Raw genomic sequence first — 23,184 nt, forward strand, 5'->3', positions numbered from 1 at the left:
AGTGTGAACCTTAATAAACAATTTTTCTGGTTTTTGATGAACGCGGTGCTGATGTGCATCTTCATCGTTCCAGTGGCCGTCGCGTTTTGGCTGTCTGCTTTTGCGGCAGGTTTTGACTGGAGTCAGTGGGTTAAGTTGGCTGCTGATACGGCCAACAGAGCTGCAAGTGACCCGGCCAAGGCTCTGGGCACGGTTCAGACCTACTGGGGCATTCTCAGCTTCTTCCTGCTGGCGGCGTACAGTCTGATGTTCAAGTTTAAAGCCAATGCTAACAAGGAAGTGAAAACTCTGGGGGTGGCCCGACCAGCCAATGAAGTTAGCGTTGCGGCTTCGGAAAAACATTCGGAAGCGGTTCCTCAAAATCAATAACCGATCCAGTAAACGCAAAAAAGGCGGCTTAGGCCGCCTTTTTTTATTTGTCGCTGGAAGTGCCCGAAAAGGGCGCGAAGCCGTGGCAGAAAATCAGTGACCCTGAATGAGAATACAGGCCACTAGGAAAAGAAGAGGGTTGCTATGAAGCCTGTAAAGATACCGCGCCGGGTCGATGAGCCCCCGCATCTGCTGTTGTGGAGCGCAGATGAGTTGGCCCCGATGCTTTTGGGGCTAACGATAGGGGTCATCATCGGTAAGGCCCTGATCTGCTTTCTGGGGGGGTTACTTGTAACCAACCTTTATCGCCGATTCAGGGATAACCATCCGGATGGATACCTGCTCCACATGATCTACTGGGCCGGGTTCATCATGACCAAGGCCAAATCTCTCAAGAATCCGTTTGTCCGGAGGTATTTGCCTTGAACCTGAAAAAGTATCTCAAGACCTGGGAAGGGACCCAAACAGAAAATAAGTGGGGACGAATCTTCCAGGGTGGTCTTATTGCTATCGTTTTCCTGCTGGTGGTCCAAGTATTCAGCAAGGAAACCATCGTCACTATCCAGCCTTTCACGCTCACGGAAGAAGCCTGGGTGACGAAAAATAACGCCTCTCAGTCCTATAAAGAGGCTTGGGGTTTCGCTTTTGCTCAGCTCCTTGGCAATGTGACGCCAGGAACCGTTGACTTTGTGAAAGAACGGATCACCCCGCTTCTCTCCCCGAGCATCTATCAGGACGTGATTGATGCCATCGAAATTCAAGCTCAACAGATCAAGAACGACCGCGTAACCATGCGGTTTGAGCCGCGTTTTGTTGAGTACGAGCCCAAGAGCGACAAGGTGTTTGTCTACGGATATTCCTACGTCAAAGGGGCTTCTTCTAACGAAGAGCGTAGCGAACGCTCCTACGAGTTCGCCATCAAGATTTCAAACTACGCGCCCGTGCTGGACTACATCGACACCTATGTAGGAAAGCCACGCACCAAAACTGTTTTGGAGCAACTCCAGCGCAAAGAAGAAAACCGGAGAAAGCATGAAGAACAACGCTAAACTTTCGCTCCTGGCGCTGTCCTTGGCGCTTGGAACTTCAATGGCCTATGCCTCGGATGACATTCCTGTTGTCCCGGCCAGTGTTATGAAAAAGGATGTTCCTGCCCCTGTGACGTCAGGACAAAGCTCCCATGAGGTTGTGGGCAGCATGAATGAAAACCCCTTACTGACGATGAAGCCGGGGGTTAACCAGATCATCCCGATAGCCGTTGGTCATCCGAACCGAATCGTCACGCCTTTCAGCAATCCTGAGATCGTTTCAACATCTCTGACCGGGGCGACGGATAACGGCCAGTGTGGTGAGGTCTGCATCAAAGAGAATGTGGTCTATGTCGCCACGGATAAGCAGTATCCGGTGACTATGTTCATTACTGAAAAAGGCTCGGAAGCCCAAGCTCTCAGCCTGACGATGGTTCCCCGTCGTATTCCGCCCAGAGAAGTCTTTCTCAAGCTCGATGGTGGTGTAGGTATCACTGGTGCTTTTGCCAATACCAAGGCTGAGACCTGGGAACAGAGCCAGCCTTATGTCGAAACCATCCGGTCAGTATTCCGAAAGATTGCTCTTGGTGAAGTCCCTCAAGGTTACACGTTGAACCGCATCCCTGCTGGTGCTGCGGTGCCGAGCTGCGCTCATCCTGGGGTAAAGGTGGATTTTAGCAAGGGGCAATACATGATGGGCCACCACCTTAACGTGTTCATCGGTGTCGCCCTGAACGTCTCTGATCAGCCTATTGAGTTCAAAGAGGCGTTGTGTGGGAGCTGGGATGTGGCTGCGGTGACTACGTGGCCGCTTAACGTGCTTGAGCCCGGCCAGAAGACGGAGATCTATGTGGCGAAGAAGCAGAAGCGTGGTCTCGCACCAACGTCTAAGCGTCCATCGCTGCTGGGAGGTGCCCAATGATTAAGCGATTTTGGACACAGTTAGACCCCAACAAGAAGCGTTGGGTGTCTATCGCTGGCGGCGTCTTCGTTCTTTTTGCGGTCGTGACAATGTTCTCTGGTGAACCCAAGAAAGAAGAGAAGCGCGGTCGCCAAGAAACCATCAAGCACGTTCTCACAGACAAAAACACCCGTGAGATCGGGATAGATTCGTTGTCTGCCGATGTGAAGATGGTGTCTCGTGAAAACTCCGACCTGAAAAAGGAGCTGGAACGAGTCAAGAAAGAGCTGGAGGAAACCAAAACCACTGCCGGGAAATCCAGTGATGTTGGCCGTGAGATGACCCGCCTTCGTCAAGATTTGGACCGCCTGACCCAGAAGAACATGGAATTGGCTAAGAAAGTCGAAACCGGCGCTGCTGGTGGAAAAACATCCTCTTCATCAGAGGATGCCAGAGCCGATGTTAATGGTGCATCTGGTGGTGATGGTCAGTTCATGGAGAAAAAGCTCGACTACAAAGATCCAGCATCCTTTTTTCGGGACGCACCGCTTCCTGACTCGAAGGGTGGGGCTCCTGCAACTGGCAAGGGAGACGGTCGTGATGCAACTAAACCAGGCATCCAAATAGTGAGCTACTCGCAGAAAGCGCCAGAAGTTGAAGAGAAGGACAACAAGGATGATGAGTCTATCTACCTACCTTCTGGCTCCATCCTGACAGGGGTGCTCATCAACGGTATGGACGCACCAACATCTCAAGGTGCTCGTCGAGATCCGTTCCCTTCGACCCTCAGGATTCAGAAAGAGGCTATTTTGCCTAACCGCTTCCGTGCGGATGTTCGTGAGTGCTTCCTGATTGTTTCAGGCTATGGAGATCTCAGTTCAGAGCGAGCGTACCTGCGTGGCGAGACCTTCTCGTGCGTTCGGGATGATGGGGGGGTCATAGAAGCGAAGCTGGATTCCTATGCAGTGGGTGAAGACGGTAAGGCCGGTGTCCGTGGTCGCGTCGTATCGAAGCAGGGGCAAATCATCGCCAAGAGCTTGATGGCAGGCTTCCTTGGTGGCGTTTCCGAAGCCTTTGACGTCAATCCTGTGCCGGTCGTCAGCACTAACCCTGGCTCAAATACCCAGTACCAGTCTGTGTTCTCCGACCAGATGTTGCAGGGAGCAGCAGTGAAGGGGGCCAGTAAGGCGCTAGATCGCATCGCTCAGTTCTATATCGACATGGCCGAAGGCATCTTCCCCGTTATCGAGGTCGATGCTGGCCGTCAGGTAGACATCATCGTGACCAAAGGAACCAAGCTACAAATTCGTTCCACCGGGGGAACCAAGAAATGAAAAATTTGAACATTTTGACCAGAAAGGGCAGTTCCAGAGGCGAGGCTCAAAAGGAACAGGCAGTAAGATCCGCAAAGATGTTGGGGGTGGGTGCAGCGCTACTTATTTTGTCGGGCTGTTCGACGTTCAACATCGGCAAGGATGAGTATAGCTGTCCGGGAATGCCGAATGGTGTTCAGTGTATGTCAGCGCGAGACGTTTACGCCGCAACCAATGACGGAAATGTCCCGCGCCCAATGAAACCAGAGGAAGTCGAGGCCAAAGCGGAAGCGGATGGCGAAGGTTCCTCAAACGTTTCAGCGAACTCATCTAGCTCCGGAGACCCGGTGATTGACAACTATGTCGCACCGCGTCTTCCGGATCGCCCGATTCCAATTCGTACACCAGCACAGGTTATGCGGATTTGGGTAGCTCCCTGGGAGGACACCAATGGTGATCTCATCGTGACAGGGTATGTCTATACCGAAATCGAACCGCGCAGGTGGGTGATTGGGGATGGCACACCGCAAAGTGAGCCAGTTTTGAGACCGCTGCAAACGGTACAACACGAACCGAAGTCTGAAACAACCAAATAGGAGATGTTCTTGATGAACGCAAATCAGTTGGCGAATGCCTCAAGTAAAAACAACGCACTCTTCCTCTTCCTGGGGTTGATGGTGGTAGCCTTCCTGCTCGTGCCGGATCAGGCCCACGCTGGTACTGGTGGTACAGCGTTTGACGACGTATGGGTAACTCTCAAGGATTGGACCCAAGGTACTTTGGGTCGAATCGTTGCGGGTGCGATGATCCTGGTCGGTGTTGTTGGTGGTATCGCTCGCCAGAGCCTCATGGCTTTCGCTATGGGTATCGGTGGCGGTATGGGCCTGTACAACTCCCCGACCGTAGTGGAATCCATCATGTCTGCTACTCTGGAACATGCAGAGAAGGTCATCCCGGCTGTTGTGCAACTCAGCAATGGCCTGGGGGTGTAAAAGACACCTTGCCGTTAATCAACGGGTGATAGGGGCAGCCTAAAAGCTGCCCTTATTTTTTGGCAAAAAGTCCAGTCATAACAAATTCCAACTATTTCCTTATTTGCTCAAAAAGGGCACTTCCACAGCCCATGTTTATGCACTCCCTCCCGTAACCTCCAGCATTGGGTTCTTGTAACTCAAAACGAATGGAGAATGCGATGATCAATTTCAAGCCTAAAATTCCGGCGATGCTTGGGGCTCTGGCGGTTCTTACCGCTGGTGCTGCTCATGCAGAGCTGCTGGAATACACCTTTAAGGCTCCAGATGGTACGCAACGGTCTCTGACTCCGAATGCCAACTATGCCAACCCAACGGGCAATATCTCGTTTGCCTTGAGTGCCGGTATCGACCGAAAGGTAAAGATTTCGGTGATTCGGTCGGATGGAACAGTGGTTTCGACAGCGACCAGCCACCTTCTTGGGGCTACTGATCGCATCACAGTGGGTGGAAAATCCTACTATGGTGCGGAACTTCAACTACCGGCTCCTTCCGAGGGAGTCTACAAACTAAGGGCCGAAATACTGGCGTCAGACGGAAGTTCCGTTCAGACTGATGAATACCCGCTTCAAGTCGATACGACAGCGCCAAGTTTGGCAAACGTGACAGTAAAAGGGGAATGGAACCGGGCGCTTTCTGATGGAACGCTACTGCGAGGTCCTAACCGATTTTCAGGTATAGATGTGTCTGCATCTGATGCCGGTTCTTCGGTTTCCTCTATACAGGCGTATGCTGTAGATAGCAAAGGCAAGAGGAGTCCTGTTGTCTCGGTTAATTACGCCAACGGCCAAGGCCAGTTGTTGAACTGGAGCACTGTGTTCCCTAATGGGGAGGATCTATATACGCTTCATTTCGAGGCCCTGGATAAAGCAGGGAACAAAGGGTCAATAGCCTATCCTATTGCTTGGGATTCAGTAGGTGCAAAGTCTGGAGAGAATCCTGAGCCAGTAGCAGTGTATGACCCTAAGAACCCGCAGGCCTCAACTTTTAAGGTTAATGGTCAGGCCCTATCAGGTTTTGCGCCTTATCAGAACGGAATGACCATTTATTCCGATACCTACAGGGTGCTCTACCGGATACCCAAAACAAACTCCTATCCTTCTTCACCTTACGGTGCTCAAAGCGGTAACTGGTGTGATTATAAAAACTGTATTGAAGGCAATATCATTGCCGAAGACGGTACATATGATTATCGGCAGACGCAAGCTGATGTATTCCAGCAACATGGGACAAAAACTAAGTCGTTTATTATTTACGACTGGGTTATGAACTCTCTTGGTAATACATCCGTCAGTGTGAAAGCTGATCCATCGGTTAGCTTGGCTCCCATCGGTAAGTATGTTGAATATCTTAGGGATGATGGTCAGTGGGTCCGCGGTGAAACCATTAATATGAGCTCAGTTAACCATTATAAAAAACTGAGATTTCATGTTGAGCCGAGACCTTACGCTCAGGAGTTATGGGGATCTTGGTTGCCTACTACTAAAATTCCGGCAAATGCTTCTTATGCAGAAGTGGATACGGATATATCGTTCAGTGGGCGCTCATGTTCATGGCCTGGATATTGGTCTCGACCGGAAGGGAAGCCTGAACTTCCGTCTGATCGGATTGGGGCAACGTTCTGCTATGACCTTAACCCTCCTGAAATTGCTGGGTTAGAACGAAATGGGCGGATTTTTAAAGCTCATTTCCGTGAGCCTGATTCATTTGACGGTTGGGGTGTTAACCAGTGGGTTATTTCTAACAACTCAAGTGCGTCTGCGATAACCTCGACTGGCGAAGAACGTCCGTTGTCTCGTACTGAAGTTCTTCGTAGTAGCACAAATGATTGGTTTTTCACATTTTCTGCTGAGAATCTGTCAGAGGGCACATATACCGGCATATCTCTCGTAGCTAAAGATGCTTTCGGTAATGAGGTTAAGCAGGTATTCACTGGCTCCCAATATGCTATGAGCATAGATAATTCAGCGCCGACACTAACCGTATCGATCAGTGATGGAGCACCAATCCAGTCTTTGGATGATGTTGTAATCACCTTGACTGATACTGCCGACCCGAGTCCTAAGCTGACCTCTATTGCCCTCGTCGGAGGCCCAGCCGATGACAAGGTGCAGTTGTCTTGGCGTGAGGAGTCGAAAGGTCGATTCCGCCTTGAGTACCCGGTAATGTTCCCGTCTTTGAAGGAAGGGGAATCTTACACGCTGACTGTTTCCGGTGAGGACGCACAAGGCAACGCGGTTCAAAAGGCGGTTGGCTTCGAGTACAAACCGCGTCAGGTGATGCTGGCGGATGGGATGGATGGCAAGGTTATGGTCCCCGCTGTCACTCATGAATTTGTTCATGCAGATGGCAAGCGGATCATCGAGACCAAGCCGCTGACGCTCAGTGATGGTGCTGTCGTGACAGGTTCATACGACGTGTTTGCGACCCTCCGTTCTGATGCGAAAGTGCCGCTGGTGGTGAATGGGGTGCGTATCGAGCCGGGCCAGACAATGGGGATCATGAGCCAACATGATTTCGGTGCGTCAGGTGGTCGTTTGAGCATTCCGGTTAAACCGGCTGTTCCTGATGTGGTCGGCTCTTCCAGTCTTCTTGTCATGACCTCCGCGCCGAACTCACCCATCTTGGTTGTGGACATCAATACCTGGAAAGGGACGGCCAAGCTCTCGGCTGAATCATGGACAATTCGCCAGGTTATTGACCCGGTGAAAATCTATGCCCTGCCAGAGTCGGGTGTGCCTTGCCGGTTCACCACGAAAGAGGATGTGGCTATGGCCGCAGACCCAATTCGTGACCCGGTGTGTTTGCTCTAATGGGACAGAACTCCGGATGAGGCTGAACAAACTACGCAGGACAACAACGGGATGAAAGTTGCCGGGCTGGTGGGGCAGGCTGTGAGCATTGGTGAACAACCTGTCGAATACAGCCTGTACCTGTTCAGTGGTGACGGTTCCAAGGTAAAAGTTGGGTCTGGCTCTCAGAACCTGACGGTAACTACTGCCTATGGCTCTGTTGGTTACACCCCGATTGATGACATTGCTCAGGTGAATCGCGTCATTGAAGACTTTGATGTGAACTTCAAGCAGAGCAAAGGTCCTGATTGTTCAATCACTCTCAGTGCTGACCGTGCGAAAAACGAGGCCGCGAACAAAGCTGTTGGCAGTGCAAGCCGCACCTGTCTGTTCGAGTGGCAGCAGATCCCCGATGGACTGGTCCAAGACCCGTTATCGGAATCTCCTTCGTTGTCAGGTTCCCTGGCCGAGAACGGTGATCACCCTCTGGGGTGGCGGGTAAGTATTTTCACCCGTAACGGCACTCGGGTGACGTTGAACGACGAGACTTTCAATGTCGAAGCGGTTGACCCACCAGCTCCGACCGTTGAACTAGCCTCCGACTACAACTTCAAAGACAACATCTACTTGGTGCCGATGACAGGTAACTACCTGGGTGATGCCATTATCAACTCTGAACGAGCTGATCTGGATATTGCCATATCGCGCAACTCTGATGTTCTTGAGTCTGAGACCTTCACTCCGGGATGGGGTGCCACCAATAAGGTGTATCGCCGCATCAATACCGATGAGCGAGCGTTGTGGGAGGAGACCACCTACAAGGTGAACGCGGCCTACAACAAGGTGCCTGATGTGAAGACTGAGGTTGTCTACCGGGCTATCTCTGCACCTTCTGACAGTATCCGTCCTATCGTTGAAGTTAAAGGTGATACCGCGATTGACACCCAGGCATTGCCGGTTAGGGTTCTCATCCGTGATCAGTACAAACCTGATGGTGACTATGACGCTAACACGATGGGGGTGTGGAAAGTACGCCTGATCCAGCAAAAGGCCTACAACGAGACGGTTGCGCTCACTGATTATGCGGAAGCATCGAACGGTGAAGCTCAGTTCTCAGTAGACCTGTCTGGTGTGGATACTTCCTCCGTCCGTATCGCTGCTGAGGCTGTTCTGGAAAGCCCTGTTGAGGGTTACAACCGCACAGAGTTGTCTATCAGACCTGCCTTCTTGACAGTGCTTCGTGGTGGTGCCATCGGTGCTGGCGTGGAGGCTCGCAAGTTGTCTGGTGAAGCTCCGTTCACTGCTGTGTTCAAGCTATCTTTGGACGACCGTCAGGATCTCCGGGCTACCGGCCAGGTTGTGTGGGAAACCAGTAAGGACGACGGTAAAACCTGGGAGCAGTTCATCCCAGAAGATCGATACAAGTATCAGCTTGTGAAGACCTTCGACAAGGGGGAGTACCAGGTTCGGGCCAAGGTGGTGAACGTCAACTCAGGTGCGGAAAAGTACACCGAAGCGGTCAGTGTTGTCGCTTACGACAAACCTGATATTGCTGTTATCGGCCCGACCACGTTGTTTGTCGGAAGTGAAGGCAAGTACACAGCGAACCTGACGTTGAACGATGAGCCAATCTCCGGTGGCAATGCCATTGTTGAGTGGTCTACTGACGGTGGCAAAACCTACGCGCAGACAGGGGATAGCATCACGCTTTCGAGCGATGAAGAAACCCGATACCGCCTGTGGGCTCGTGTGCGCTCTGCCACTGCACCGGCTGATGACGGCTATGCCTATGAAGTTGCGAAAACGGCAGTTGACTTCCGAGCAGTGAAGGCCCCCCGTCCTTACGTGACAGGGCCGCGAGTCATTGAGACCGGTAAGAAGTATGTGTTCAAAGCCGAAACCAGCCTGCCTTACCGTGGGATGGACGTGAAGCTGAACGGGTTCTTCACGCTGCCTGATGGCTCAATTGTGCAGGGTGATACTGCTGAGTACGTGCCTTCGGACACTGACCTCAACCAGGCTACTGTAGAAACGAAGTACACCACCTGGATCGAAGGATACCGAGATCAGGGTGCAGAAGCCTCGCATAGCCTACGCTCCCGCGTGTGGCAGTATGTATGGCCGAGCTTCGGAATGCAGGTCAGGAAGAACGCTGACGTGGCTCCTGCGACGATCACCGCGTCAGTGCGGCCAATTGCCTTCAACGGCAAGCTGGAAGAACCGACCTACGAGTGGGAGTTGCCGGAAGGCGCAGTGATTCAGGATCAGCGGCAGGATATTGTCCGGTCCTTTGTGATCAATGAGCCGGGCGATTACAACATCAAGGTGACTGTCCGTGATGCTCGCGGCCATGAAACCGTGATCGAGCAACCGCTCAAGATCGGCCAGGCAGAGCCCTATGCTATCGACCTGCAATACTCTGGCTCGAACAAATACGAGCGTGAGCCTCTGGATGTGCTGTTGCGACCGTACATTTCTGGCGGCCACCCACGCGACCGTATTTCGACTCGCGTCTACTCGGTAGATGGTACGCCGTTGGAAAGCAGCGGTTACTACGGCAGAGCAACTCTGGGCGCTGGTGAGCACAGCATCAAGCTGAAAATAACCTCAGAAATGGGGCATGAAGCTGAGGGCGAGGTGAACATCAATGTGGCAGAGAACAAGTTGCCTGCATGTAGCCTGAGCTCACGAGAGACCGTTGGGTCGTGGATCGTTTATGCGAACTGCGAAGATACCGATGGCCGCATGAAGTCCTACGAATGGACCATTGCCGGTGAGTTGCAGAGCATCAGCTCTGATCGAGTGACTATCAGCAAGGGCACCTATGAAACGATGCCGACCATCTCTCTGGTTGGGGTTGATGACTCTGGTGGCAAATCCGAAGCTGTTACCATGAACTAAGGTTCATTCCTCTCAAAGCCCGGTTCAGACCGGGCTTTTTTTTGTATCGCGCTGGAATTGTCCAAATTGGGCTATTACAGAGGCGAGTCTATTTCCCTCCCCCGGATACACTGCCCAGCATCCAGTAATCCAATCTTAGGGGATAGACATGCGGACAAAATTACTCGGGGCGCTGATGGTGTTCGGGATTATTACCGGCACGGCTCATGCGTCATCGAAATTGGAAATCACCGATCCCAGAGCGGCGAAGATAGAGGACATCGTAGAGCTACCCATCAAAGGGGTTCGAGCCGTCCAAAGTGATGGGCAGATCATGTTCCTCTCTGAAAACGGGCGATTTGTTATTTCAGGACAAATCTACGACCTGTGGAGCAAGAAGCCCCTCAACACGATGTCCCAAATGAGGGATGTAGCGGAGCGTATCCACTTCAAGAGCATGGGCATGGATGTGGACACGCTGAACACCGTTTCGATGGGGCGTGGTGACAAAGAGGTGGTGGTCTTTGTCGATCCTAGATGCGCGGTTTGCCATCAGCTCATGGGTGATGCCAAATCGCTGGTGGATGATTACACCTTTAAATTTATCGTGATTCCTGCTCTGGGTGCTGAGTCCAACCGCTTGGCAAAGAACTTGTACTGCGCGAAAGACAAAACCCACGCGCTCGATGCGCTGATGAACAACACCTTGGGTTCCCTTCCTTCAAAAGAAACCTGCGACCCCGGCCAATACGATCAAACGCTGCTGACAGCTCATTTCATTGGGATTGAGGGCGTTCCGTTCGTGGTTGCTCCGGATGGTCGTGTCAGCAAAGGACGTCCGAAGAACCTGAAATCATGGTTGGAGAGTGTTGAATGATCGTAACCATCAAAAAGAAACTCGAAGAAACGTTGATCCCGGAGCACTTGCGAGCTGCCGGGATTATTCCTGTCCTGGCCTATGACGAAGACGATCATGTCTTCCTTATGGATGACCACAGTGCAGGCTTTGGTTTCATGTGTGAGCCCCTGTGTGGTGCCGATGAAAAAGTTCAGGAGCGAATGAACGGTTTCCTGAATCAGGAGTTCCCGTCGAAGACTACGCTCCAGTTTGTTCTGTTCCGCTCCCCGGACATCAATCAGGAGATGTACCGGATGATGGGGTTGCGTGATGGCTTCCGTCACGAGCTGCTGACATCTGTCATCAAGGAACGGATTAACTTCCTCCAGCACCACACGACAGAACGCATATTTGCCAAGACCAACAAAGGTATCTACGACAATGGCTTGATCCAAGACCTCAAGCTGTTCGTTACGTGCAAAGTCCCCATCAAGAACAATAACCCGACTGAAAGCGAACTCCAGCAGCTCGCACAGCTTCGCACGAAGGTCGAATCATCGCTTCAAACCGTTGGTCTGCGTCCCCGCACAATGACGGCGGTGAACTACATCCGGATCATGAGCACCATCCTGAATTGGGGGCCGGATGCTTCATGGCGACATGACTCTGTGGATTGGGAGATGGATAAGCCCATCTGCGAGCAAATCTTCGATTACGGCACTGATGTGGAAGTCAGCAAGAACGGCATCAGGCTGGGGGACTACCACGCGAAAGTCATGTCAGCGAAAAAGCTGCCTGACGTTTTCTACTTTGGTGATGCGTTGACCTATGCCGGGGATCTCAGCGGCGGCAACTCCAGCATCAAAGAAAACTACATGGTTGTGACCAATGTGTTTTTCCCTGAGGCAGAAAGCACGAAAAACACTCTGGAGCGCAAACGCCAGTTCACTGTAAACCAAGCCTACGGGCCGATGCTCAAATTCGTGCCGGTGCTGGCGGACAAAAAGGAGAGCTTCGACACTCTCTATGAGTCCATGAAAGAGGGGGCTAAGCCAGTCAAGATCACCTACTCGGTGGTTTTATTTGCTCCAACCAAAGAACGTGTTGAAGCGGCGGCGATGGCCGCACGAAACATCTGGCGTGAATCTCGGTTCGAGCTGATGGAGGATAAGTTCGTTGCTCTGCCGATGTTCCTCAACTGCCTGCCATTCTGTACAGACCGGGATGCAGTGCGAGACCTATTCCGCTACAAGACCATGACAACCGAGCAGGCGGCTGTGGTCCTGCCGGTGTTTGGGGAATGGAAGGGGACCGGGACCTATCATGCAGCGCTGATTTCCCGCAACGGCCAGCTCATGAGTCTGTCTCTTCACGACAGTAATACCAACAAAAACCTGGTGATCGCAGCCGAATCCGGCTCGGGTAAATCGTTCCTTACCAACGAACTGATTTTTTCCTACTTGTCCGAGGGTGCTCAGGTCTGGGTTATTGATGCCGGTAAGTCCTACCAGAAGCTGTCGGAAATGCTCAATGGCGACTTCGTTCACTTTGAAGAAGGAACGCACGTCTGCCTCAACCCGTTCGAGCTCATACAGAACTACGAGGACGAAGAAGACGCGATTGTCAGCCTCGTTTGTGCAATGGCGTCGGCCAAAGGCTTGCTGGATGAATGGCAAATCTCTGCGCTGAAACAGGTCCTTTCTCGCCTGTGGGAAGAGAAAGGTAAAGAGATGAAGGTTGACGACATCGCTGAGCGCTGTCTGGAAGAAGAAAACGACCAGCGCCTCAAGGATATTGGTCAGCAGCTCTACGCCTTTACGTCGAAAGGTAGCTACGGGAAATACTTCTCTCGCAAGAACAACGTCAGCTTCCAGAACCAGTTCACTGTACTGGAGCTCGATGAACTGCAAGGGCGTAAGCACTTGCGTCAGGTTGTACTGCTCCAGCTTATTTACCAGATCCAGCAAGAAGTATTCCTGGGTGAACGTAACCGCAAGAAAGTCGTCATCGTGGATGAGGCCTGGGACCTGCTCAAAGAGGGCGAGGTCTCGGTCTTCATGGAACATGCCTACCGCAAATTCCGTAAGTACGGTGGCTCCGTTGTCATTGCAACGCAGTCCATCAACGACCTCTATGAGAACGCAGTGGGCCGCGCCATCGCGGAGAACTCGGCCAGCATGTACTTGCTCGGCCAAACCGAAGAAACCGTGGAATCTGTTAAACGTAGCGGTCGTCTGACCCTTTCAGAGGGCGGGTTCCACACCCTCAAGACGGTACACACCATCCAGGGCGTGTACTCAGAAATCTTTATCAAATCGAAGAGCGGCATGGGCGTCGGACGCTTGATAGTGGGCGACTTCCAGAAGCTGCTTTATTCGACCGATCCGGTGGACGTTAACGCCATCGACCAGTTTGTGAAACAAGGCATGAGCATTCCTGAGGCAATCAAGGCCGTGATGCGAAGCCGTCAGCAGGCTGCATAACCAGGGAGACAGTAATGGACATTAAATCAATCGCAATCGCCGCCATTCTCGGTGCCGCTGGTGGCTTCGGCGGTAGCTACTACGTGATGAGCGAACAAACGGCAAGCATCCATCAGCGTTTGAATCAAACCCCGCCAGTGGTCGTGGTTGACTTCGCTAAAGTGGCGTCGGCGTATCCCGCTGGTGCCTCTCAGGAGGAAGTTGAAAGACTGATGGTCAAGACCAATGACGCAATTTTGAAGTTGAAAGACGCAGGTTATTTGGTCCTTGACGCAAGTGCTGTCGTCGGTGCTCCAAGTGACGTGTACCTCCCTGATGAGGTGCTGAAATGAATTTTCCACTCAAGAAGTATTTCGTCAAAAAGGAATCCTGGAAGCGCTTCGGGGTTAAGGCCGGTGTGACACTACTGGTTCTTTGGGCTGCTGGTGCGGCCTTTGCCAGCCGCTACCGTATTGGCATTGATCCACAACAGGAGAAGTGCCTGCCGGGTTACACCTTCTTCCTCATTGATCTGAACGACCAAACTCTGGAGAGGGGAGCTGTTTACGCCTTCCAAGCCAAGAACATGCAGCCTTTCTACAAGGACGGGACTCGCATGGTCAAAATCCTCACCGGTATGCCGGGGGATAAAGTCGAGATCAACGATAAGTGGAAGATCACCGTCAATGGTGATGTCGTCGGAGAGGGGCTCCAGCTCGCAGGGAAACTACATCTGCCAGAGAGCCACTTTTACGGCAAGACCACGCTGAAAGAGAATAACTACTGGTTTATGGGCAAAAGCCCATTCAGCTTCGACTCACGTTACTGGGGGACTGTGAAAAATGATCAGATCATTGGCCGCGCATATCCCCTGTTCTAAGAGCGTTCTGGTGGCGTTGATATTCTCTGTGGCTGGCGGGGCATACGCTCAAGAGTCTCCGCTCACAGAGCAGGATAAGGCGCTTATTGAGAAAGGAAAGCAAATTGCCCAAAAGGCCCAGAAGATGGAAATGCCATCTCTGTTGCAAAACCAACACATGGACGAGGCTCAGGCCGAAGCCAAGGCATTTTTCAAGCAGCTCCAAACTACTAACCCAACGCTCAAGGAGATGCACCGGAAACAGGCTGAAAAGGGTATCTACTCTGACCATCGGATACTGGTTTTCGCCTCGTTGTCTCTTGGCGAACAGGGGTTAGATGACGTCCTAACGGCGGTGTCAGGCCAGCCTGATTCTGTAATTGTGTTCCGTGGCATCCCGGAAGGAATGAACTTGGGGCAGGGAGTTAAAGCTATTCAGGCGCTCGCGGCCAAAAAAGACCCAGTGCCGAACATCATCATCAACCCTACGTTGTTCAAAACGTACAACATCACAGCCGTTCCCACGATTGTGATGCTGGAGGATGAGCCGCTGCCTGGCGAACAACCAAACGTCGTCGCCCAGGTCTCCGGGTTGTCCGACCCGGTATGGTTGGCTCGGGAAGTGGATAACGGAGAAAAAGGCGATCTCGGCGTTAAGGGGCCGGTGGAGAAAATCAGTGAGCCAGACCTTATTGATGTTGCCAAGAAACGCCTTGCCAATATCGACTGGGAAGAGAAGAAGAAACAGGCTATAGAGCGCTTCTGGACCAAGCAGAATTTCAATGAGCTGCCCAGAGCGCCAAAATCTCGAACACGAGAAATTGACCCTAGCGTCATGATCACCAGTGACATCAGCACTCCGGATGGCACTGTGTTCTCTCACGCGGGTGACGTGATCAACCCATTGTGCGATCCGAAGGAAGTTTGCAAGCCTGGAACGCGGCCATTTACCCAAGCGGTCGTAGTTTTCGACCCGCTGGACAAAAAGCAAATGGAGCTGCTCGCCAAGAAGCTGCCTGAAATTAAGCAGGAACCTGGCGTACAACGGATTACCTATATCGCCACAGAGTTCGACAAAGACAAAGGCTGGGATTCCTACAAGAGTGTCACCGACAACTTTGACGCGCCGGTATATCTGCTGACGCCAGATCTGATTACCCGGTTCGAGCTGGAGCACACACCGAGCGTCATTACTGCCAGAGGCAAGAAGTTTGTTGTCCGCGAACTTGCTGAGGAGGGCGGTGAATGATTTTTGCCCCGGCTTTCCAACCAATTAAAGACGTCGGCACAGGTTCGTTTGTCGCTGCTGAGGTACTGGCTCGTTGGTACGACGAAGGCCGGGTTCTTACACCATCCTCTCTGTCATCACCTCCTTATTGGGGGCTGGTGGATATGGAGATGGCACGGTTCATTCAGGACAACCTTCATTATTGCTTGGATCTGTACCCAGCTCTTTTTCTGAATGTCTCTGAACATACTTTGCAATCAGACGTCATTTTCAAAGCGTGGTGGAGGGTTGTCCGCGACATTGCTAAGAATCACTCATCACGGCTTGTCATCGAGATTACCGAGGGCATTCAGGATGCCTCTCTCGCATTGAGATGGGAGGCTCTTACCGAAATAGGGGTTGAGCTGGCGCTGGATGACTATGGAGACAAAAACTCTTCGCTGGAGCGCCTGAGTCGTTATGACTGGCACTATTGCAAGTTTGACGCGAGAAGACTGCGGTCGCTTGAAGACTACTCGGCCATCCTCCACTGCCGCCGAAAAGGCATACAGCTCATTGCTGAGCAGGTGGAGAGCTTCCCATTGGGGGAGAGCGCCAAATTACTTGGACTGTCATGGCAACAAGGTTTCTATCACGGGAAGCCTGCTGTCATGGAGAAACACTTGAATTACGTAAAGGCCTTACCATGATGCAAAAAATTCTACGGGTCATTGCCGTTAGCGCGGTCTTTTGGGTTCGTTCGGTATCGGCTGACCCTGGGTGCCAGAATGCGGAAGTAATCGGCGGAAAACTGATTACTGACATCTGCTGGAGCTGTATTTTTCCCATCAAAGTAGCAGGGGTTCCTATAAGTGGTGGAGGCGGATCATTCCCGAGTGAAGCCGTAAGCAACCCTCTGTGTATGTGCGAGGATAATCTAGGGGTCCCTCGGCCTGGAGTCACCACTTCTATGTGGGAGCCAGCACGGCTTGTTGAATTTCAGAGAGTGCCTGGCTGCTCATCTGTCTTGAATGGTGTCAGGTTCCCGTTTGCTAGGACTAACCAAGGGCATCATGGCATGGGAGACATGGATGGTGGTGATGGTTCTTTTATGCACTATCACTACTATGCGTTTCCTCTGTTGGTGATGCTCGATTTATTTATTAAGCAGACCTGTAATGCTGATGGGTATATGGATCTCGACATCATGTACATGTCGGAGCTCGACCCGACCTGGAACAATGATGAGCTCGCTTTTTTTACCAATCCAGAGGCGGCGGCAGTAGCAAACCCAATTGCGGCGGCTGCGTGTACTGCTGATGCTGTCTCATCAACCGCTGGAAAACCTTTAAAACAGCTTTTCTGGTGTGCTGGTTCATGGGGCACCCTGTATCCATTTAGTGGCAACCAGAATGGTGGAAAAGGTGTTATCCGCGATAGCAGTCTTCTTAGCACAAGGGTTCTGGCTGCTTTGCATCGCCGGGGGTTAGCGTGGAAGACAATGGGTTCTGAGGCTATGTGTAGAGGTGTTATTAGCCCAACACTACCCAAAACGCAGTACAAATTCACGCTATTGCATCCGGTTCCAGAGACAAACTCATCTCACGTAATTGGCGAATCCACTCTTACGTGGGGTCTGGCGCGAACTATACCGGCAATTGGGCAAGACCCTATTTACACCATCTGGCGATGGAATGATTGCTGTAACAATTGAGCAGACCCTAACGAATTTGCACGGGCATTTTAGATTATGCCCCAAAAGGGCCACTACACGTACAGGTGGCCCTTGTCTTCTCAGATAGCATGGGAAGGTTGAAATGGAGAACACAATGCGAAGTCATAATTACTTTATGAAAGCTGTGGCCTCGCTGTTGACAGTAACCATGTCTGCGCTGCCGATACATTCCTACGCTAACGGTAGCCAAGACCAGGACATCACAGCGGTGGGTAAAGAGGCCCAGGCTTTCGGACAAAACCTCTCAAACTCATTCAAGTCGAGCTCGGGGACTGTGCAAGATGGCACAATCTCTATGCCGACGTTGAAAGACGGTCAATTCCAAATGAACGGGGGGAGTCAGATTAATGTCAATGATCTATTCCCCGGAACGAGCGGGACCAACAATAAACCTGATAGTTATTACTTCCCTGATGCCAATAAACCTGATGTGGGCGGTCTGCAAGGCATTTACGACTCTGGCGATGACATGGACAGCGTGGGGAATAATGCAAAAGGGTCGCTGTGGAGTGATGCCAATAGTGCTAATCCATCAATCTCTGGTGCGGCATACAAGGTTCTTCTCGATGCCTCTAATCGATCACGCCCTGATTTCAGTAATGACCCTGTACTAAATCTAAGCAAAAAGACCTATGAGGATATGGACCTCATCGCAGGTGGCTTTGGGGATTGTTCTGCCGAAACAACCATCAATCAGAATACTATCAACGCCCACATTCCAGAGTATGAACGGTGTCAGCGTGTTGTAGATCAAAGCGCGGACTGTGAGGTTGTCCATGACTACGATGCCTCTGTGGTGAAGCACTATGATGGTCCATATAACCTCAAATCTTGTGGAGAAGGCTGTACTGAGTTGTGGATTGGCCGAGTTGGTAACGACTACTGGAGTGGCAACTGTTCGATTTATGAGGAATACACGCGGGTCCAAGTCAGTAATCCAGACGCCATAGTGTCTGCAACTCTTGAGTACGCCAAGTGGGATGACTACATGCAAGTTTGGGTTGGTAAATCAGGTCAGGAAACTAAAGTATGGTCCGGCCCTGACGGCAATTTCCCTCCAGAAACGGCTGGCCGATGTGAATTGTCAACAAGTTGGGAGCGAAACCCTAATATTGATGTCACTCCCTATTTCAAGAATGTGAAAGATGGTGATGTTGTTACGTTTAAGATCCGCGTTTCAGTAACTGGCGCAGGTGAGGGTTTTGGCCGCATAAAGCTACGCTATGACCCATCAAAAGCCATTACCAAGGATGAGTGGGCTCCACAGAGCTGCATGGATTCAGCCAAAGGGGTTGTAGATGGTTTTGCGGAAGGCGAGATCACATGTATAGATGACCCGACTGATGCTACGGGCTGCACAGTCATCAATGGGATCAAAGTTTGCGAATCTCAACTCAAGCCGTCACCTTTGCCTGGTATTCCAAAACTATGCAAAAAGGTTCGAGTTAAAGCTGACTATGACTTTTATAAGGGGCAAATGGACTGCTGGACAGACCCTCAAGGTGAAACGCACTGTCCGGTAAACACGGGCGGGAATCTCGATAGCTGTCAGAAATATGAAGAAAACCCTCAGTGCGGCTTCATCAGTTCCAAATGTGTTGATGGTGCTCAGGGAAGTTCTGGTACGTGCTACGTCCACGAGGATACTTATGACTGTGGTACAGATGTTTCTGTTCCGACCTTGGAAAAGGAAACTGAGTACCAGTGCGGTGGGCCTATACGCTGCATGGGAGATGACTGCCTTGATTTGACCAAAACACAAAGCACTGATTTTGCTCGCGCTACTGCGTTGCTCAATGCAGCCCAATTCATGACGCAGGATATGAGCTGCACAGGCCAAGATGGGGATGACAATCCTACCGGGGATGAAAACGTTATTTGCTCTGCTTTTGCAGGGGAAGCTGGCGAATGCAAGATAGCTGTTGGTGGAGTTTCTGATTGCTGTGAAAAGCCAACCAATATATCTCTTGCCGATTATCTGAACCTAATAATGGCCGTTCCAAAGCTCGATGGCGCAGTGATGGGGCTGACTGATGGTAATGCGCTTAAAGGTGCTTATCAGGTACTTAGGGAACCTGCCCTTCAAGGGTGGACAGAAGTCACAAAACCGTTCACAAGTTATATAGAGAACGTTTCAGGTGCTGTTGATTCGTTCTTCCAGCCTGTAGAGCAGTTTGTTGATCAACTCATTGACCAGCTCAAAGAGCAAGTCAAAGAAGTGATGATGGATGTCATGAAATCAGCAGGCCAAGATGCAGCAACAGAGCAGGCGGCTGCCGCAGCATCTGAACAAGCTGCCGAAGCAATGATGGAGACTGCGACAACATGGCTTAGCACTGCCATGACGATATATACCGTCTATGTCGTTGCGATGGTGATGATCCAGATGATTTATAAGTGCGAGGAAGAAGAGTTCACTATGAACGCCAAAAGAGCGCTCAAGAATTGCACCTATGTAGGCTCTTATTGTAAATCTAAGGTGTTGGGCGCTTGTATTGAAAAAAGAGAAGCGTATTGCTGCTTCAATTCTCCGCTCTCTCGTATTATACAAGAACAGGTTCGCCCTCAATTGGGGCAGAACTTTGGAGACCCCAAAAATCCTCAGTGTGAAGGGATTCCACTAGATAAAATTGCCGAAATTGATTGGAGCAAAATTAATTTGGATGAGTGGCTTGGGATATTACAGCAGAACGGTAAATTCCCTGATCCGGCCTCAATAAATCTCGACTCGCTGACTGGAGCAGGGAATGACTTCAATATTGACGGGACGCGGAAGAATGCTCAGGAAAGGGCGTTGGAGCGGTTGGAAGGGATTGATATTGACGCGAAGCGAAAAGAGGCGACAAACAGCATAGACCCTCAAACAGGCGCGCCAACTGGTGGTGGTGGATAAAAAAAGGGGCCTTTCGGCCCCTTTCTCATGTAGATTGATTACGCTTCTGGGTAAACAAATAACTCTGCTTTTCCCTGATCAAGAAGGTAAGGGAAAGCAACTTTTTCGCCATTATCCAGCTCAACCGATTTTGGAGCAAGGTAGAGGTAGGCCCAAGCTGGTAGCTGTTTGCTAATAGCTGCGTAGATCGCTTGCTGAGGAGCATGGCTTGCTGCCCCATTACCGACATTCACAAAGTTGTATGCGGTCTCATGGCCTGATGTGAAGGCATACGCTGTACCTTGAACGCCAGAGACAAAATTAGGAGCTGACCCTAGGCGAGGCTCCACGATTTTCACCTTAACGGAACACATGTCAGCTACCTTACTTTGTCCGTTCACCCACGTCGGGCAACCCCATTCATTCTTGTAGAACTGATAGGTTAGGCGACCATCTTTGTCATACAGAAGCGTGAAATTGGCACCCAAATCAGTCAGCGCTGACTCAATGGAAACTTTCACATGTGAAAGAAATTTGGCCTGAGCGTCTGCCGGTGAAACTGCTTCGTTAGCAGGCATCCAAGCGATCAAGCTATTGCGAGCGCCATGCTGTTTGGGGCCGATAGCCCAGTTCGCAAGGTTGACCAAGCCACCTTGCCAGTCGGTCATTCCGAGCTGAGGGGACATGTAGCCAGACAGCACGTAGGCTGCCCCAAACGTTTTGGTGTCGGTCAGACGCTCCAGCTTGTCACGCGGAACAGAAGCGTCTTGGATGCCTGTTACCAGGCCACCGGCCTCCGCGATGTTGTAAGCGCGACTGTGATTGGTTTTGTACGCTGTGGGTTCGTAACTGCTGGTGGATGCACAGCCAGATAGAGCTGCTACAGCCAGAGCCACGGTGGTGATTAAAGCCTTTTTCATGTTGTTCTCCGTTCTTACCTGAGTTGAATCTGATTTACTTCGATAATATCACAGCATCAAAAAATGCAACCATAAAAGACAAAAAAAAGCCCCTCGGGCGAGGGGCAAAGGTTTGGGCTGGGTTATGCTGCTTTTGTTTTCTCGGCTTCGTCTGCGATTTCCTTGTCGCCGGTTGCAGATTCCGGAGCGGCTTCGGCCACTTCACCTTCTTTGCCTTTGCTGTGGGCGGAAATGCGAGCCCGTTTCTCGATGCCGATGATTCGACCGGCCAGCTTGATGAGGCGTTGCTGCCATTGGTAAGTGGCGTCGGTGCGCTGCTTGCTGGTCAGTACGGTGTTCAGCCAGAGAGTGTCAACGATCCCCATCAGGGTATCCAGTTTGCGGATCAGGTGTGCAAACTGAGCAACCTGAGGAGAGTTGATCTCGATGGTGTATTCATTCGGGTTGGTGTAGCCGGGCATCATGTCGATGCCGTTGTCTTCCATCAGCTTGTTGAGCTGGGCGGTAGCTTTGTCCAGGTCTTCGGAGACCTTGGAAATGTGTTCCAGGATGACGGTTTCAACCTGGTCGATTTCGTCCTGCTCACCGATGATGCGAAGGATCACGTCGATGGAGAACAGGGAGTTGGAAACTCGCTCAAAGCTGCGTTCCATGACGCGCTGAGCTTGGAGGCTGTTTACTTTCAGAACTTGCTTGAAAACAGGGCGAGAGTAGTGGTTGCTGCGGTCGTTGTTTGTGTCCAGTGCTACTTGTGCTTCTGCCATTAGAGATACTCCTAAATTTGAGGTACAGATAAACGCACTGGAAAGGATAAATGCGGTCAATCTGTAACCTGACCTCTCGAAGTGCCCAAAATGGACAGTTACAGCGTTTTCTGTTTAGCAAAGGTGAGCTATATTTGAATCATCTTAGTCGCTCTGCGGCTATAGGTGAGATAGCTGGTCTCCGAAAACAAACAGCATCTAGTCTTATGCCGTATGGCATTACTTAACCCCAAGCCGGGGGCTTCTCCCGGTTTTCGGGTGTTGCCCCTGTTTTTTTACATAGGAGCAACACCATGCACATCATCACTTTCATTGTAGTTCTGCTTGCATCTCTGGGCGCACTGTACGTAGGCGCGAAGGCATTTGCTTTTTCCTTCATCGTTCTCGCTAAAGTGTTCCAGCGTATCGGTTTGTTCCTTTGGAACAAATTCGCAGTTCCTGCAATGCGGTCTGTACAGGCCGTCATCAAAGAACGTGCTGCCAAGGCTGAACAAGCCAAAGCAGTCGTTGAACCTGAGGTAACTCAAGTTCAAGAAGTCGCTAAACAAGAACCTGACTGGGATTATCTCGAAATCCCGACTTACCTTCGTAAGGGCAAGGAACTTGTTTGGTAATAACTGTCGCTGAGTAATCTTCGACACTTTCAAACCCATCGGGGCAACCATCCCCGACGGGGATGTTGCCCCTTTTTGCTTAGGAGCAACATCATGGAAATCGCTATCATCGCTTTGTGTATCCCTACTGGTTGGGCAATCTCTCGTCCTTTCGTGAGAATCGCTGAATCGTTCGGTTACTGCTGATAGTCAACGCAAAGGGAGGGGGCAACCCCTCTCTTTCTGGTCAAGCCTCTGTGGCTTGTCCTCAAAGTCTTCTGGTGTCAGTTGGCTTTGACGACAAGCTACAGGGGGAATGTCGAATGCAACAGAATCTTCATGTTTACGACGATCACGCAGGCATCATCTATCTGGCTGATGGACGCGAGGTGAAATTTGATCCGAAACTGTATTCCAGCTCCTACCAGGCGCACAGTGAAGCAGTGAAGTGGGCCAAAGAAACCGGGGTCATTGGTCAAAACGACGATGTGGTGATGTTCGTCCATTGAGGGAGTGGCCTCCAGGAGAGGCTACTCTCCTCGCTCCTTAAAAGTCTTCTTACTCATGGTGAATACCATCAGTAAGCAGATTTTGTTCTCTTCGGAGAGCGAAAAGTGCGA

The 23,184-nt window shown here is 51.2% G+C and carries 21 protein-coding genes; 19 read left to right on the top strand and 2 right to left on the bottom strand.

All coding sequences use genetic code 11. The features are described 5' to 3' along the window. The first annotated feature begins 3 nt into the window (after window positions 1-3). The 17 genes from HMPREF3143_RS07340 to traN all read left to right on the top strand — a co-directional run bounded on the left by HMPREF3143_RS07340 (window position 4) and on the right by traN (window position 20,308). Window positions 4-369 (top strand): hypothetical protein, encoded by a 366-nt coding sequence (locus HMPREF3143_RS07340; RefSeq protein ID WP_001052531.1) that lies wholly within the window; start codon window positions 4-6, stop codon window positions 367-369. A 144-nt stretch (window positions 370-513) separates the two neighbouring features. Further along, entirely contained in the window at window positions 514-795 is a 282-nt protein-coding gene (gene traL, locus HMPREF3143_RS07345) for a type IV conjugative transfer system protein TraL (protein WP_000805625.1), read from the top strand. Continuing rightward, a complete protein-coding gene (locus HMPREF3143_RS07350) occupies window positions 792-1,418 on the top strand; it encodes a TraE/TraK family type IV conjugative transfer system protein (protein WP_001049716.1) in 627 nt (208 codons plus the stop codon). The genes traL and HMPREF3143_RS07350 overlap by 4 nt, the downstream gene beginning before the upstream one ends. Beyond that, entirely contained in the window at window positions 1,402-2,319 is a 918-nt protein-coding gene (locus tag HMPREF3143_RS07355; protein ID WP_000794249.1) for a TraK domain-containing protein, read from the top strand. Before HMPREF3143_RS07350 ends, HMPREF3143_RS07355 begins: the two co-directional genes overlap by 17 nt. Next, the gene (locus tag HMPREF3143_RS07360; RefSeq protein WP_024131605.1) at window positions 2,319-3,632 is read left to right on the top strand and encodes a TraB/VirB10 family protein; all 1,314 of its coding nucleotides are present in this window, start codon (window positions 2,319-2,321) and stop codon (window positions 3,630-3,632) included. Before HMPREF3143_RS07355 ends, HMPREF3143_RS07360 begins: the two co-directional genes overlap by 1 nt. After that, entirely contained in the window at window positions 3,629-4,207 is a 579-nt protein-coding gene (gene traV, locus HMPREF3143_RS07365; protein ID WP_000793435.1) for a type IV conjugative transfer system lipoprotein TraV, read from the top strand. The genes HMPREF3143_RS07360 and traV overlap by 4 nt, the downstream gene beginning before the upstream one ends. 3 nt (window positions 4,208-4,210) lie before the next feature. Continuing rightward, window positions 4,211-4,603: a TraA family conjugative transfer protein gene (traA, locus tag HMPREF3143_RS07370; protein WP_000479535.1), complete on the top strand. Its 393-nt coding sequence runs from the start codon at window positions 4,211-4,213 to the stop codon at window positions 4,601-4,603. A 200-nt stretch (window positions 4,604-4,803) separates the two neighbouring features. Further along, window positions 4,804-7,455: an Ig-like domain-containing protein gene (locus HMPREF3143_RS26245; protein WP_254668425.1), complete on the top strand. Its 2,652-nt coding sequence runs from the start codon at window positions 4,804-4,806 to the stop codon at window positions 7,453-7,455. Window positions 7,456-7,506: 51 nt separating this feature from the next. After that, window positions 7,507-10,335, top strand: a complete 2,829-nt coding sequence (locus tag HMPREF3143_RS26250; RefSeq protein ID WP_077271353.1) for a hypothetical protein — start codon at window positions 7,507-7,509, stop codon at window positions 10,333-10,335. A gap of 148 nt (window positions 10,336-10,483) precedes the next feature. Then, on the top strand, window positions 10,484-11,191 hold the full coding sequence (locus HMPREF3143_RS07380; RefSeq protein ID WP_001259347.1) for a DsbC family protein: 708 nt from the start codon (window positions 10,484-10,486) through the stop codon (window positions 11,189-11,191). Continuing rightward, on the top strand, window positions 11,188-13,635 hold the full coding sequence (gene traC / locus HMPREF3143_RS07385) for a type IV secretion system protein TraC (protein ID WP_000637386.1): 2,448 nt from the start codon (window positions 11,188-11,190) through the stop codon (window positions 13,633-13,635). Before HMPREF3143_RS07380 ends, traC begins: the two co-directional genes overlap by 4 nt. A gap of 14 nt (window positions 13,636-13,649) precedes the next feature. Then, window positions 13,650-13,967 (top strand): hypothetical protein, encoded by a 318-nt coding sequence (locus HMPREF3143_RS07390; protein WP_000351984.1) that lies wholly within the window; start codon window positions 13,650-13,652, stop codon window positions 13,965-13,967. Then, window positions 13,964-14,494: a S26 family signal peptidase gene (locus HMPREF3143_RS07395; protein ID WP_001010738.1), complete on the top strand. Its 531-nt coding sequence runs from the start codon at window positions 13,964-13,966 to the stop codon at window positions 14,492-14,494. Before HMPREF3143_RS07390 ends, HMPREF3143_RS07395 begins: the two co-directional genes overlap by 4 nt. Beyond that, the gene (locus tag HMPREF3143_RS07400; protein ID WP_070532448.1) at window positions 14,457-15,722 is read left to right on the top strand and encodes a TrbC family F-type conjugative pilus assembly protein; all 1,266 of its coding nucleotides are present in this window, start codon (window positions 14,457-14,459) and stop codon (window positions 15,720-15,722) included. The genes HMPREF3143_RS07395 and HMPREF3143_RS07400 overlap by 38 nt, the downstream gene beginning before the upstream one ends. Continuing rightward, window positions 15,719-16,390, top strand: a complete 672-nt coding sequence (locus tag HMPREF3143_RS07405) for an EAL domain-containing protein (RefSeq protein ID WP_001337754.1) — start codon at window positions 15,719-15,721, stop codon at window positions 16,388-16,390. The genes HMPREF3143_RS07400 and HMPREF3143_RS07405 overlap by 4 nt, the downstream gene beginning before the upstream one ends. Beyond that, window positions 16,390-17,394: a TraU family protein gene (locus HMPREF3143_RS07410; protein ID WP_227656952.1), complete on the top strand. Its 1,005-nt coding sequence runs from the start codon at window positions 16,390-16,392 to the stop codon at window positions 17,392-17,394. Before HMPREF3143_RS07405 ends, HMPREF3143_RS07410 begins: the two co-directional genes overlap by 1 nt. 115 nt (window positions 17,395-17,509) lie before the next feature. Continuing rightward, window positions 17,510-20,308 (top strand): conjugal transfer mating pair stabilization protein TraN, encoded by a 2,799-nt coding sequence (gene traN / locus HMPREF3143_RS07415; RefSeq protein ID WP_001256487.1) that lies wholly within the window; start codon window positions 17,510-17,512, stop codon window positions 20,306-20,308. A 38-nt stretch (window positions 20,309-20,346) separates the two neighbouring features. Here traN and HMPREF3143_RS07420 read toward each other — a convergent pair whose 3' ends face one another. After that, window positions 20,347-21,207 (bottom strand): hypothetical protein, encoded by an 861-nt coding sequence (locus HMPREF3143_RS07420; RefSeq protein WP_000709517.1) that lies wholly within the window; start codon window positions 21,205-21,207, stop codon window positions 20,347-20,349. Window positions 21,208-21,329: 122 nt separating this feature from the next. Further along, window positions 21,330-21,971 (bottom strand): hypothetical protein, encoded by a 642-nt coding sequence (locus HMPREF3143_RS07425; protein ID WP_000796664.1) that lies wholly within the window; start codon window positions 21,969-21,971, stop codon window positions 21,330-21,332. Window positions 21,972-22,264: 293 nt separating this feature from the next. Between HMPREF3143_RS07425 and HMPREF3143_RS07430 the strand changes: the two genes are divergently transcribed. Both HMPREF3143_RS07430 and HMPREF3143_RS07435 read left to right on the top strand, forming a co-directional pair. Next, the gene (locus tag HMPREF3143_RS07430) at window positions 22,265-22,585 is read left to right on the top strand and encodes a hypothetical protein (RefSeq protein ID WP_000547566.1); all 321 of its coding nucleotides are present in this window, start codon (window positions 22,265-22,267) and stop codon (window positions 22,583-22,585) included. A gap of 302 nt (window positions 22,586-22,887) precedes the next feature. Further along, window positions 22,888-23,073: a hypothetical protein gene (locus HMPREF3143_RS07435; protein WP_001186917.1), complete on the top strand. Its 186-nt coding sequence runs from the start codon at window positions 22,888-22,890 to the stop codon at window positions 23,071-23,073. The last annotated feature ends 111 nt before the right edge of the window (window positions 23,074-23,184 follow it).

The sequence above is a fragment of the Enterobacter sp. HMSC16D10 genome (genome assembly GCF_001807145.1).
GTDB lineage: Bacteria > Pseudomonadota > Gammaproteobacteria > Enterobacterales > Enterobacteriaceae > Enterobacter > Enterobacter roggenkampii.